Annotated in this window: 13 protein-coding genes and 1 tRNA gene; 4 read left to right on the top strand and 10 right to left on the bottom strand. The window is 62.9% G+C overall.

Going from position 1 to position 13,050, the window contains the following annotated elements:
• Positions 1 to 94: 94 nt before the first annotated feature.
• Positions 95 to 182: transfer RNA gene (locus QU595_RS27345), tRNA-Ser, on the bottom strand.
• A gap of 110 nt (positions 183 to 292) precedes the next feature.
• On the opposite strand from QU595_RS27345, the gene QU595_RS27340 reads away from it, so the two are divergent.
• The 3 genes from QU595_RS27340 to rimO all read left to right on the top strand — a co-directional run bounded on the left by QU595_RS27340 (position 293) and on the right by rimO (position 2,829).
• A complete protein-coding gene (locus tag QU595_RS27340) occupies positions 293 to 682 on the top strand; it encodes a DUF930 domain-containing protein (RefSeq protein WP_410000583.1) in 390 nt (129 codons plus the stop codon).
• 113 nt (positions 683 to 795) lie between these two features.
• Entirely contained in the window at positions 796 to 1,449 is a 654-nt protein-coding gene (locus QU595_RS27335; RefSeq protein WP_315927957.1) for a TerC family protein, read from the top strand.
• A 66-nt stretch (positions 1,450 to 1,515) separates the two neighbouring features.
• On the top strand, positions 1,516 to 2,829 hold the full coding sequence (gene rimO, locus QU595_RS27330; protein WP_315927955.1) for a 30S ribosomal protein S12 methylthiotransferase RimO: 1,314 nt from the start codon (positions 1,516 to 1,518) through the stop codon (positions 2,827 to 2,829).
• Positions 2,830 to 2,857: 28 nt separating this feature from the next.
• Here rimO and QU595_RS27325 read toward each other — a convergent pair whose 3' ends face one another.
• From QU595_RS27325 to QU595_RS27290, 8 genes are all read right to left on the bottom strand, one after another.
• The gene (locus tag QU595_RS27325) at positions 2,858 to 3,490 is read right to left on the bottom strand and encodes a glutathione S-transferase family protein (RefSeq protein ID WP_315927953.1); all 633 of its coding nucleotides are present in this window, start codon (positions 3,488 to 3,490) and stop codon (positions 2,858 to 2,860) included.
• A 146-nt stretch (positions 3,491 to 3,636) separates the two neighbouring features.
• Entirely contained in the window at positions 3,637 to 4,704 is a 1,068-nt protein-coding gene (locus tag QU595_RS27320) for a BMP family ABC transporter substrate-binding protein (RefSeq protein WP_315927951.1), read from the bottom strand.
• A 37-nt stretch (positions 4,705 to 4,741) separates the two neighbouring features.
• Positions 4,742 to 5,716, bottom strand: a complete 975-nt coding sequence (locus QU595_RS27315) for an ABC transporter permease (RefSeq protein ID WP_315927949.1) — start codon at positions 5,714 to 5,716, stop codon at positions 4,742 to 4,744.
• A complete protein-coding gene (locus QU595_RS27310) occupies positions 5,716 to 6,831 on the bottom strand; it encodes an ABC transporter permease (protein WP_315928131.1) in 1,116 nt (371 codons plus the stop codon). The genes QU595_RS27315 and QU595_RS27310 overlap by 1 nt, the downstream gene beginning before the upstream one ends.
• Entirely contained in the window at positions 6,828 to 8,417 is a 1,590-nt protein-coding gene (locus tag QU595_RS27305) for an ABC transporter ATP-binding protein (RefSeq protein WP_315927947.1), read from the bottom strand. Before QU595_RS27305 ends, QU595_RS27310 begins: the two co-directional genes overlap by 4 nt.
• A 126-nt stretch (positions 8,418 to 8,543) precedes the next feature.
• Entirely contained in the window at positions 8,544 to 9,521 is a 978-nt protein-coding gene (locus QU595_RS27300) for a quinone oxidoreductase (RefSeq protein ID WP_315927945.1), read from the bottom strand.
• Positions 9,518 to 10,291, bottom strand: a complete 774-nt coding sequence (gene pcsA / locus QU595_RS27295; protein WP_410000586.1) for a phosphatidylcholine synthase — start codon at positions 10,289 to 10,291, stop codon at positions 9,518 to 9,520. The genes QU595_RS27300 and pcsA overlap by 4 nt, the downstream gene beginning before the upstream one ends.
• Before the next feature lie 38 nt (positions 10,292 to 10,329).
• Complete coding sequence (locus QU595_RS27290; protein ID WP_315927941.1) at positions 10,330 to 10,542, bottom strand: hypothetical protein; 213 nt, start codon at positions 10,540 to 10,542, stop codon at positions 10,330 to 10,332.
• 254 nt (positions 10,543 to 10,796) lie between these two features.
• Between QU595_RS27290 and QU595_RS27285 the strand changes: the two genes are divergently transcribed.
• Positions 10,797 to 12,008, top strand: coding sequence for a UbiH/UbiF family hydroxylase (locus tag QU595_RS27285; RefSeq protein WP_315927939.1), 1,212 nt, complete (start codon positions 10,797 to 10,799; stop codon positions 12,006 to 12,008).
• On the opposite strand, the gene QU595_RS27280 is transcribed toward QU595_RS27285, so the two are convergent.
• A complete protein-coding gene (locus QU595_RS27280) occupies positions 11,985 to 12,947 on the bottom strand; it encodes an AEC family transporter (protein ID WP_315927937.1) in 963 nt (320 codons plus the stop codon). The two genes, QU595_RS27285 and QU595_RS27280, sit on opposite strands and share 24 nt — an antisense overlap.
• Positions 12,948 to 13,050: the final 103 nt, after the last annotated feature.

The raw sequence follows: 13,050 nt of genomic DNA, 5'->3' as shown, positions 1-13,050 counted from the left end.
GCTTAATCAATTGTGTCGGCGGGCGGTCGAAATTGTGGCAAAATGCTGTCCGGTTGCCTGGATATCCGACGCAGCTGTAATTCGAGGTGAATGATGGCGGATGGGGTGGGATTCGAACCCACGGAGGCTTGCACCTCGCCGGTTTTCAAGACCGGTGCCTTAAACCGCTCGGCCACCCATCCGGTAGGTGTTCTATGAGCGAAGCCGGCCATCTTTTCAAGCGCCGCTTCCTTTGGGCCGCGGGCGGGTGGAGGGTTGATTTTCCGGTCCGCCTGTGATGGTTTCCCGCCACATGAAAAGACTTTGCCTTGCCGCTTCGGCTCTCCTGGTCCTGGGGGCGCCCGCCGAAGCTTTGGATAGCCGCCTGCGCGCCGGATTGTTGAAGCTCGACCCCGAAACCAGGCTCGAGCAGCGATGCGATGCGGAAGTCCTCGACAGGATCACGCAGGACAACCGCAGTTTCGCCGCTGACCGGGTGGTCGCCTACGCTTTTTCCACGCCGGAAATGAATCAGGATTCCATCAAAAGCGTCGGCGCGGCCTTCCGCAGCAAGGGCGAATGGTATCGGCTGAAGTTCAAATGCGTCACCGCGCCGGACCATATGGAAGTGATAAAGCTTCGCTACAGGATCGGCGACCAGATTCCCAAGGACGACTGGTCCAAATACGATCTCTATCCTTGAACTTGTCGCTGCCTGACCCCTTGCAGGCGTCGCCGCAACGGTCTCCCTCCTTGACGCCTGTCGGGCGGACACGATAGGCGCTTTGTCAGTATCGCAACGCCAGGGCTCGGACGATGGATATCTTCAATGCGGCCGGCATATCCGCCCTTTTGCAGGTCGTGGCGATCGATCTGGTTCTTGCCGGCGATAATGCCATCGTCATCGGGCTGGCGGCCGCAGGTCTCCCGACCAGCCAGCGCCGCAAGGCGATCCTGATCGGCGTCGCCGCCGCTACCGTCCTTCGCATCTGCTTTGCAGCCATTGCCGTCAAGCTGCTCGCCATACTGGGCCTGGTGCTCGTCGGCGGCATCCTGCTTCTCTGGGTGTGCTGGAAAATGTGGCGCGAGCTGCGTACCAGCCACGACGACGAGCGCGAGGCGACAGAGGCGCTTTCATACGCTGACACCGACGGCAAGGCAGCGCGCAAACGGCCGCGCAAGACCCTTGCGCAGGCCTCGATGCAGATCGTCATTGCCGACGTGTCGATGTCGCTGGACAACGTGCTCGCCGTCGCCGGCGCGGCACGTGACCATTTCCCCGTGCTGGTCATAGGCTTGCTGCTGTCGGTCGCCCTCATGGGGCTGGCGGCGAGCTTCATCGCCAAGCTGCTGCACCGGCATCGCTGGATCGCCTATGTCGGCCTGCTGATCATCCTCTATGTCGCGCTCGACATGATCTATCGCGGCGCGACGGAGGTCTGGCCGCACGTCAACGACGCGCTTACCTGAACCCGGAGTAGGCAGGCCGGCGGAAGTGTGATACTGCGCCGCCTTTCGAACTCCCGGAAGATATCCATGCCCGCTCCCCGCGTCAGCTTCGTCAGCCTCGGATGCCCGAAAGCGCTCGTCGATTCCGAGCGCATCATCACCCGTTTGCGGGCCGAGGGATACGAGATCGCGCGTAAGCATGACGGCGCAGACCTTGTCGTGGTCAACACCTGCGGTTTCCTCGATTCCGCCCGCGACGAGTCGCTCGGCGCCATCGGCACGGCGCTGAAGGAGAACGGCAAGGTCATCGTCACCGGCTGCATGGGCGCGACACCGGAGCTGATCCGCGAAAAGCATCCGAACGTGCTGGCGATCACCGGGCCCCAGGCCTATGAAAGCGTGATGGAGGCCGTGCACGAAGCCGCGCCGCCCGCGCACGATCCCTATGTCGATCTGTTGCCGCCGCAAGGCGTCAAGCTGACACCGCGCCACTACGCCTATCTAAAGATTTCAGAAGGTTGCAATAACCGCTGCACCTTCTGCATCATCCCTGCCCTGCGTGGCGATCTGGTGTCGCGGCCGGCAGCGGACGTGCTGCGGGAGGCGGAGAATCTGGCCAAGGCCGGCGTGAAGGAAATCCTCGTCATCTCGCAGGATACCAGCGCCTATGGCGTCGATATCAAGTACCAGACCAGCGTCTGGCAGGAGCGCGAGGTGCGCGCGAAATTCCTCGACCTGGCACAGGAGTTGGGCAAGCTCGGCATCTGGGTGCGGATGCACTATGTGTATCCCTACCCGCATGTCTCGGATGTCATCCCGCTGATGGCCGAGGGCAAGATCCTTCCCTATCTCGACATTCCCTTCCAGCACGCCTCGCCGCAGGTGTTGAAGAACATGCGCCGCCCGGCCCATGGCGAAAAGACACTGGATCGCATTCGGGCCTGGCGCGAGGTTTGCCCGGATCTTGCCGTGCGCTCCACCTTCATTGTCGGGTTTCCCGGCGAAACGGAGGAGGATTTCCAGATGCTGCTGGACTGGCTCGACGAAGCGAAGATCGATCGTGCCGGCTGCTTCAAATACGAGCCCGTCGCGGGTGCCCGTTCGAACGACCTCGGACTGGAAGAGGTGCCGCAGGAAGTCAAGGAGGCGCGCTGGCACCGCTTCATGCAGCGCCAGCAGAAGATTTCAGCCACGCAACTGGCCAAGAAGGTCGGCAAGCGGCTGCCGGTGATCGTCGATGAGGCGCACGGCACTTCCGCCAAGGGCCGGACGAAATACGATGCGCCGGAGATCGACGGTTCTGTCCATATCCAGGCGCGGCGTCCGCTAAGGACCGGCGATATCGTCACCGTGAAGATCGATCGGGCCGACGCCTACGACCTCTACGGGCAGGCAGTCTGACCACCCGCAGGTGGTTTCCGACGCAGTGTTATCTCCTGAACTGGATGGGTGTGACTTGCCTAGCCAGTTCGGCTTCCTTGGCCTGATAGCTGCGATAGGCGGGACGATCGGTGGCGCGCGCCAGATACTGTTCGAAAACGGGAAGTTTTGGCAGTACGTTCAGGATGTTCATGGTGAAATGGATGCCTGAGGCGAGTTGCGTGTCGGCCGCCGTAAAACTGTCGCCGACGGCATAAGGTTCTGCGGCCAGCAATTTTTCGAGATTGGCCACCATGTCTTCGAACAGGCCGAAGGAAAAGCTGTTGCCCGTGTATTCCAGGCCTTGCGCACGTGCGGCGACCGCGGGATCGAATACGGAATCGCAATAGACGAGCCTTGTGAGATAGGCGGCGCGGCGCTTGTCGCCGATGGCCGGGGCGAGCCGTGCTTCCGGAAAGGCATCGGCAAGATAGATGCAGATGGCCGCGCGCTCCGTGACGACGGTGCCGTCATGGTCGATCGCGGGCACTTTCTTGTTCGGCTGGATCGCCCGGTAGCTTTCAGGGACACCGCCCGGGGAACGGGTGTCGACCAACTCGATCTGGTAAGGGCGTCCCAGTTCCTCCAGCAGCCAGAATACGCCGGAAGCCCTGGACCAGGGCAGGCAATAGAATTTGAGCATTCGAGTCTTCTCCGGAGTTTTTCCCGACGGCTTTGGAGCCTGCGACGCCGCCGCGTGCTTTGAATTGGTGCAGTTAAGGTGGGGCCCGTGCGCCAAATAGAAAGGGCGCCGCATGGGCGCCCTTTCCAATTCAGCAAGATGCCTGCTTATTGCGGCAGCTTGTCGTCCACGCCCTTGATGTAGAAGTTCATGCCGAGCAAGGTGGCGTCGTCGGCCACCTCGCCGTCCTTCAGCCACGGCGTGCCGTCCTGCTTGGCGATTGGGCCGGTGAAGGGGTTCCAGCCGCCGGCGATCTTCTTTTCCGTTTCTTCGGCCAGTGCCTTGGTTTCGTCCGACATGTTGGCGAATTCGGCGAGATGGACCGCCTTGTCCTTGATGCCGAGCCACACATTGTCGGGCTTCCAGGAGCCGTCGAGCACAGCCTTGACGCGCTCGACATAATACGGGCCCCAATTGTCGACGATGGCCGTGTACTGGGCCTTGGGCGCGAACTTCATCATGTCCGAAGCCTGGCCGAAGCCGTGCAGCCCGCGTTCCTGCGCGACCTGCAGGGGAGCGGTGGAATCGGTATGCTGGACGATGACGTCCGCGCCCTGGTCGAACAATGCCTTGGCGGCATCGGCTTCCTTGCCCGGATCGAACCAGGAGTTCACCCAGACGATCTTGGCCTTGAAGTCCGGATTCACCGAATGTGCGCCGAGCATGAAGGCATTGATGCCCATCACCACTTCCGGAATCGGGAAGGAGACGATGTAACCGGCGACGCCTTTCTTAGATTCCTTGGCGGCGATCTGGCCGATCACATAACGGCCCTCGTAGAAGCGGGCGTTGTAGATGCCCAGGTTGGCGCCGGTCTTGTAGCCGGTGGCGTGCTCGAACTTCACGTTCGGGAACCGCTTGGCGACCTTCACCTCGGCGTCCATGAAGCCAAAGGAGGTGCCGAAGACGATCTTGCAGCCTTCGCGGGCCAGACGCTCGAAGGCGCGCTCGGCGTCCGGACCTTCGGCGACGTTCTCCAGATAGGCGGTCTGGACCTTGTCGCCGAGTTCCTTCTCGACTTCCAGCCGGCCCTGATCGTGCTGGTAGGAATAGCCGAAGTCGCCGATCGGGCCGACATAGACCCAACAGGCCTTCAGCTTCTCCTGCGCCTCGGCCGTCGCGGCGAGCGAAACCGCGGCAGCCGTGGTCATCAGGGCGATGAGCAGTCTTTTCATGGTAGTTCCTCTCTGTGTTAACCTGAGTTCTTGGTCTTTAGCGGTCCGGCACGAACGGCTGCCCCAGCGAGGCCGGCGTATTCATCATCGTCAGACGCTTGTTGCGCGAGATTAGAACGAGAACGACGACAGTTGCCAGATAGGGCAGCGAAGAAAGAAACTGTGTCGGTACCGATTTGAGAAGCGCTATCGGCTGGTAGACGATCCAGGGCATGCCGGCGAATTGCTGCAGGTCGATCGCCTGCACATGCAACTGGCCGATCCAGATCAGGCCGAAAATGTAGGCGCCGATCAGCACGCGCCATGGGCGCCATGAAGCGAACACCACCAGCGCAAGCGCGATCCAGCCCCGCCCCGCGCTCATGTTCTCGACCCATTGCGGGGTGTAGACGAGCGAGAGATGACCGCCGGCCAGCCCCGCGCACGCGCCGCCGAACATGACGGCGAGGTAGCGGTAGCGGATGACATGAATGCCGAGCGCATGGGCCGAGGTGTGGCTGTCGCCGATCGAGCGCAGGGTGAGGCCGGTGCGGGTGCGAAACAGGAACCACGCCACGCCAATCGTCAGCGCTATCGAGATGTAGAAGACCGGATCCTGGCCGAACAGCAGCTTGCCGACCACGGGCAGGTCCGTGAGCACGGGTATGTAGAGATTGGGCAGCCTTTCGCCGGGCAGCCCGACGAAGCTGGTGCCGATCATTCCCGACAGGCCCAGGCCAAGCAGCGTCAGCGACAAGCCCGTCGCAACCTGGTTCGTGGCGATCGTCAGCGTCAGGAAGGCGAACAGCAGCGAAAACACCGCGCCTACCACGATTGCGGCCAGCAAGCCGATCCATGGAGAGCCGGTGAGATAGCCGACGCCGAAGCCGCCGACGGCGCCCATGATCATCATGCCCTCGACGCCGAGGTTGAGCACGCCCGAGCGCTCGACCACCAGCTCGCCGATCGCCGCGATGAGCAGCGGCGTAGCGGCCGTGGCGACGGTCATCAGAATGTTGATGGCGATATCCATCAGCGTGCCTCCTCCAGTTTCGGGGCCGGTGCGTCGAGTTTGGGAGCACCGAGGCCGATCAGCCGGATGCGGTAGTGAATGAGGGTGTCGCAGCCAAGAACGAAGAACAGCAGCATGCCCTGGAACACTCTCGCCACCTTGTCGGAGATGCCGAGCGCGCTCTGCGCGGCCTCGCCGCCGAGATAGGTCAGCGCGAGGACGAGGCCGGCCGCCACGATGCCGAGCGGGTTGAGGCGGCCGAGGAAGGCCACGATGATGGCGGTGAAGCCGTAGCCGGGCGATATGGACGGCTGCAACTGGCCGATCGCCCCCGATACCTCGCAGATGCCGGCGAGGCCCGCCAGCGCGCCCGACAGCATGAAGGCGAAGAAAACCATGCGGTTGAAGTTGAAGCCGGCGAAGCGCCCCGCCCTTGGGCTGGATCCCAGCACGCGCACCTCGAACCCCTTCAGCATGCGGCTCATGAGAAGCCACACCAGCACCGCGGCCACCAGGGCGAAGACAAAGCCGAGATTGGCTCTGCCGGCAGCCGAATCGAGCATCGGCAATATGGCCGAATCGTTGAACTGCACCGTCTGCGGGAAGTTGAAGCCCTTCGGGTCGCGCCATGGCCCGCGCACCACCCAGTCGAGGAAAAGCTGGGCGACATAGACGAGCATGAGGCTCGTCAGGATTTCGTTGGTGTTGAAGCGGGTCTTGAGGAACGCCGGAATGGCGGCATAGGCGGCGCCGCCGACCATGCCCATGAGCAGCATCAGCGGCAGAACGATCGGGCTCTCATAGGTCGGGTACATGACTGGGATGATCGACCCGACGATCGCGCCGATGATGAACTGGCCTTCCGCGCCGATGTTCCAGATGTTGGCCCGGTAGCAGACCGACAGCCCTACGGCGATGAGGATCAGCGGAGCGGCCTTGATGGCCAATTCATGCAGTTGCCACACCTCGGTGATCGGCGAAATGAAATAGGTGTGGAAGGCCGTGACCGGATTGATGCCGAGCAGCGCGAACAGGATGCCGCCGGCAATCATCGTCAGCGCGAAGGCGATGAACGGTGAGAGGATGGAAAACAGGGCCGAGCGTTGCGGCCGCTTCACGAGTTCGAGGCGCATCAGACCGTCTCCAATCCCTGTTCGCCATGGGCGTGTTCGGCATGGCCGGGCTCCGCGCCACCCATGAGAAGGCCGATCTTCTCGAAAGTCGCCTCGGCGATCGGCATCGGCTTCGACAGTTCGCCGTTGTGCATGACCGCGATGGCGTCGGAAATCTCGAACAGCTCGTCGAGGTCCTGGCTGATGACCAGCACGGCCGAGCCGCTGCGCGCCAGTTCGATCAGCGCCTGGCGGATATGAGCGGCGGCGCCCGCGTCGACGCCCCAGGTCGGCTGGTTCACCACCATCACCGTCGGCTTGCGGTCCAGTTCGCGCCCGACGATGAACTTCTGAAGATTGCCACCCGACAGGGCCGCGGCTTCCGGGTCGGGCGCGCTCTTGCGCACGTCCATAACCTCGATGATGCGCTGCGCTGCCGCGTAGACGGCCGCGCTTTTGACCATGCCCGCGCCGACAAAGGCCTTCCGGTCCGTTCTGTGGCGCGACAGCAGCAGGTTTTCCGACAGTTTCATGCGCGGGGCCGCGCCGTGGCCCAGCCGCTCCTCGGGCACGAAGGCCGCACCCAGCAAGCGGCGGCCGGTGATGTCGAGCGTGCCTGCGTCCCTGCCACGGATCCGGACCGAAGCCGCGTCAGGCTGACGGACCTCTCCCGATACCGCCTCGAAGAATTCCCCCTGCCCGTTGCCGGCAACGCCGGCAATGCCGATCACCTCTCCGGCGCGGACGGTCAGGCTGATGTCCCGCAGCGGAATGGAGAACGGCGTGGCCGGCTTGCGGCTGAGCTTTCGGACCTCGAGCAGCGGCGCGGCGGTCTCGATGCCTTCCACCGGCGCGCGCACCACCGCCTTGACCTCGTTGCCCACCATCATGCGGGCCAGGGACGAGGCGGTTTCCTCGCGCGGATTGCAATGGCCGACCACCTTGCCGTGCCGCAAGACGGTGGCGCGGTCGCACATGCGCTTCACTTCCTCGAGCCGGTGGGAGATGTAGAGGATGGACTTGCCCTCCTGCCGCAGCCTCTCCAGCGTCTCGAACAGCTTGTCGGCCTCCTGCGGCGTCAGCACGGAGGTCGGCTCGTCGAGGATGATCAGTTGCGGCGTCTGGAGCAGGCAGCGGATGATCTCGATGCGCTGGCGTTCGCCAACAGAAAGGTCGCCGACCAGGGATTCGGGATCGAGGGGCAGGCCGTAGCTGTAGGACAGTGCCCGGGCCTTGGCCGCGATGGCGCTGATGGGCGATCCGTCATCAAGCGAAAGCGCGATGTTCTCGGCCGCCGTCAGCGCCTCGAACAGCGAGAAATGCTGGAAGACCATGCCGATGCCGAGCTTCTTGGCGACGCCGGGGCTGGTGATGCGCACCGGCTGGCCATCCCAGAGGATTTCGCCGGAATGGGGCTCCAGCGAACCGAACAGCATCTTAACCAGCGTGGATTTGCCGGCGCCGTTTTCGCCCAGCAAAGCATGAATTTCACCCTTGGCCACGGCAAGGTTGATGTTGTCGCATGCCTTCAGCGTGCCGAATATCTTGGTAAGGCCGCGAACCTCCAGCAGGTTCGCAGAGTCGTGCTGTGTACTCACAGTGCCTCCCATCTGGTATCCCAGACATGTTCTGTGTTCCCGCGGATATGGTAAGCAGCGGCCGCTTCGGCCGCAAAGCTGTGCTCCGTTTGAAAGAGCTTCAATAATTTCAAGGTAAACATGTGGGCATCTATAGCCTCACAGTATAAGGATCGAGGTACCGGTCGTGTGCCTGTTTTCAAGATCCGTGTGCGCCTTGGCAGCTTCTTTCAAGGCGTATTTCTGGTTTATCCTGACCTTTACAGCGCCGGACAGGACGACATCGAACAACGCGGCCGCCGAAGCCTCCAGATCTTCGCGCCGGGCATTATAGGCGAAAAGGCTCGGCCGCGTCGCAAATAATGAGCCTTTCTGCGCCAGCAATCCGATGTTGAAGGGTGGGATGGGCCCGGAAGACTGGCCGAAGCTGACGAACATGCCGAGCGGCCGCAAGCAGTCGAGCGAGCCGGGGAACGTGTCCTTGCCGATGGAATCGTAGACGACATCGCATTTCTTGCCGCCGGTGATCGCGGCAACTTCCTGGACGAAGTCCTGCTTGCGGTAGTCGATGACATGATCGTAGCCGTTGGCATGCGCCAGTTCGATCTTGTCCGGCGAGCCGGCCGTGCCGATCGTGATAGCGCCCAGATGCTTGGCCCATTGGCCGAGGATCAGTCCCACTCCGCCGGCCGCCGCGTGGCAGAGGATGGTGTCGCCTGCCTTCACCTTGAAAGTGCGCCGGAGCAGGTATTCGGCGGTCATGCCCTTCAGCATCATGGCTGCGGCCTGTTCGTCGCTGACGCCGTCCGGCACTTTCACCAGCCGGTCGGCAGCGATCAGACGCGTCTCGGCATAGGCGCCCGTATTGGCCGCATAGGCTACGCGGTCGCCGGGCTTGAGCCAGTCGACCCCTGCCCCGGTTTCCAGAACCACGCCTGCCGCCTCTGCCCCGGGAACGAGCGGAAAGCCATCGGGCGCCGGATACAGCCCTGTACGGTAATACACATCGATGAAGTTGAGGCCGATGGCGGTATGCTTCACGAGGACCTGCCCCTCGCCCGGCCTGCCGGGATCATGATCCTCGAACCGCATGACTTCGGGACCGCCATGGGCGTGTATCAGGATGGCCTTGCTCATGAGGACGACTTTCCGGCACCGAGATTGGGGAAGAACTGCATGATGCCGCCGATGCAGAACAGGTAAAGACCGGTAATCGTTATGCCGATCTTGGTGAAGCGGCTGACGTTTTCGGCCAGCACGCCGATCTGGCTGTAGAATTCCGCCATGGCCGATTCCGCAAGCGCCAGCACCCCGAACGCGCACCACAGCAGCGTGATGGTGAGATTGATCGGGCGCAGCCGCTTCACCCGTACCGGATGCAGGAAATTGATCGGAACGAAGGTCAGCAAGCCGGCGACAACCACTGCCGCGAAAGATATCCATTCGCCGGGCCCGACTACGAAAAGGGTGAACACGACCATGTTCCAGACGACGGGGAAGCCCTTGAAGAAATTCTCCTTCGTCTTCATGCCCGTATCGGCGTAGTAGATCGCGCTCGAGACCACGATGATGGCGGCCGACAGGAACGAAAGCCTCTCTCCCATGAGCCCGAACTGGTAGAGCGCGAAGGCCGGTATCAGCACATAGGTCACATAGTCGATGATGTTGTCGAGCAATTCGCCCGACCAGGTCGGCAAGACTTCCTTCACTTCCAGTTTGCGCGCGATCGGGCCGTCGATGCCGTCGACGAACAGCGCCAGCCCCAACCACCAGAACATCGCCGTCCAGCGTTGCTCGGCGGCTGCGACCAGCGACAGGAACGCCAGGAACGAGCCTGAGGCCGTCAGGAGATGAACGGAAAACGCCCGCGCCTGCGGCCAGGTCACTTTTTTTCGAGGCCGCGGTATGCGCCTGGCGATCTTCTTTGCTGTGTTTGCGCTCTTGCTCACGGGCCCCGCCAATCCAGTTTGCAGATTTCGGCCGAACGGCCGGGTAAATTCCGGTTGCGGCCGAACGCATGCGTCTTGCCACGATCCGACTTCGCCAGGATGACACCGGGCACGATCCACTGTTGCGAATTGCTGATGACCGTGTCGCGATCCCCGCCCTCGCCGGAGAATCCAGGCTCTCCCGCCAAGGGCCAGTTTTGATCGACCATTTCAATCCCCATCGCAGCGAGACCACTGGCAGCACTCCCGCCCTTGTAACCAGTATCGCACCGGTGATGCGGCTGGCAAATCGGCCCTGGCCAGTTTTCCACCAGGCTGAACAGGCCGACAAGCGCGAACGGAAAGGATTATGCTGCTGATCCGCTGGGGTGAAACGCCGCGTTGATCCTGTCGCCTGCAACGCCCTATATGTGGTTGTCCCCAAGCCATTGAGGCGGACTGCCAAGAGGAAGCGAAGGCCGTTTTGAGCAAGCAGGAGCAGGCACGGATTCTTGTCGCCGGAACTGGACCCGCCGGGCTTATCGCGGCGCTGGCGCTCTCAGAGGCCGGATTTGCGGTGACATTGGCCGGACCGGACGTCGCGACGGACGACAGGCGAACCACAGCGCTGATGAATCCTGCGCTCGCGCTGCTCGACCGCGTCGGCGTTCTCGGTGCGGTGAAGCCGAAGGCCGCGCCTTTGCGGGTCATGCGCATCGTCGACGCCACGCAGCGCCTCGTGCGCAGCCCTGTGGTGACGTTCCGGGCGAGCGAGATCGGCGAAGAGCAGTTCGGCATGAACATGCCGAATGCGGTGCTGAACGCGGCTCTGGCCCAGGCCGTAGCCGGAAATTCGCGGATCGAGTGGCGCAAGTCACTTGTCTCGTCATGGAGCCTCGATCCGGACCGGGCGACGGCGAAGCTTGACGACGGCTCCGAAGTTTCCGCCCTGCTTGCGGTGGCGGCGGACGGGCGGCTCTCCCCGGCACGCGAGGCGGCGGGCATCGACACCTCCCGCCGCGCCTATCCGCAGGCGGCGCTGGTCGTAAGCTTCGCCCACCGCAGCGAACATGGCTTCGTCTCCACCGAATTCCACACCGAAACCGGGCCGTTCACCCAGGTTCCCTTGCCGGGCAACCGTTCGAGCCTCGTATGGGTGGTGCGGCCGGAGACGGCGCAGGAGCTGATGGCGCTGAGCGACGACGAACTTTCCTCGCGGATCGAGGAGCGCATGCAGTCCATGCTTGGGCGCGTGGAGGTCGAGCCCGGCAGACAGGTCTATCCGCTGTCCACCTCTACCCCGCGCCGCTTTGCGAAAGGCCGTGTGGCGCTGATCGGCGAGGCTGCGCATGTTTTCCCGCCCATCGGCGCGCAGGGATTGAACCTCGGCGTCAGGGACGTCGCCGATCTGGTCGAAATCGCGGTCATGCATCGCACCGACCCAGGCTCTCCGTCAGCGCTGGCCGCCTATGACCGCAAGCGCCGGCCGGACATCCTGGCGCTCAGCAACGCGGTGAACCTGCTGAACCGCTCGTTGCTTTCCGACATGCTGCCGACGCAGTTGGCGCGCCGCGCGGGCCTAGGCATTCTGGAAGGCTTCGCCCCGCTGCGCGCCTTCTTCATGCGTGAGGGTCTGCGTCCCGGAAGCGGGTTTTCCGCATTCGCGGATGCCTTAAGGGACCATGTTCGCCGTTAGAATGCCGTGCTGGATCAGGTAGAGCAGTCCGGTCACCGTCACGACCGAGGCACAGGTCGTGATCAATATGCTGGCCGAGGCGCGCTCGATCCAGACGCCATATTGCTGGGCGAGGACGAAAACATTCGTCGCCGTCGGCAGGGCTGCCAGAAGAACCGCTGAAAACAGCCAGGTCGGGGGAAAATTGCCGATCCGGCTCAGCACGGCATAGCACAGCAGCGGATGTACGATCAGCTTCAGGACGGCGATGGGCGCGATCTCGTGCGGCACCCGCTTCAGCGGCCTCAGCGCGAGCGTCACCCCCATGGCAAACAGGGCGCAGGGCGCGGCTGCGCCCGAAAGATAGGACAGCAGCCTGTCCACCGGCACGGGCGGACGGAACTGGAAATAGGCTGCCGTGATCCCGGCAGCGGTCGCGACGATGAAGGGGTGCAGCAGAATGCGGCGCACGATTCCCGCCAATAGCTGCGGAAGCGGCCGCTTGTCGCTGCCCGAGAGCGCCATCATCATGGGCGCGACGGTGAAATGCATCATGTTCTCGAAGCAGAAGATCAATGCGACGGGCACAGTCGCCTGCTCGCCGAAGGCCAGCAGCGCAAGCCCGGGTCCCATATAACCGGTGTTGCCGTAAGCGGCCGCCAGGCCCTTCATGGTCGATTCCGCGACATCGCCGCGCGACATCACGAGCGAGCCGGCAAACATGACCGAGAAAATCAGCAGGGTGGAGAACAGCGACCCGGCGACGAAACGCCATTCTGTGAGCTCCTCGAACGGGGTTCTCGCCAAAAGCTGGAAGAACAACGCCGGCAAGGCGACATAGATGATGAAGATGTTCATCCACCCAAGCGCTTCCACGGGTTCGCGGTGGATGCGCGCGACGAGGAAGCCGATGAAGATCAGCCCGAAGAACGGCAGGACAAGGCCGATGACGTTCGTCAACAAAATCTCCGGGCTTGCGAGATTGTCGCCGGTTAATGGCGATGAGCCCGGGCGTCAACCGCCTGCCCGCCCCATTTGGGATTGAACTGGCGCTGCGTCTGCG

Origin of the sequence: Mesorhizobium sp. SP-1A, from assembly GCF_032460275.1 — a bacterium.
Taxonomy (GTDB): domain Bacteria; phylum Pseudomonadota; class Alphaproteobacteria; order Rhizobiales; family Rhizobiaceae; genus Mesorhizobium.
The sequence above is the reverse complement of the archived record's forward strand: the minus strand, read 5'-3'. Positions and strand labels throughout refer to the sequence as shown.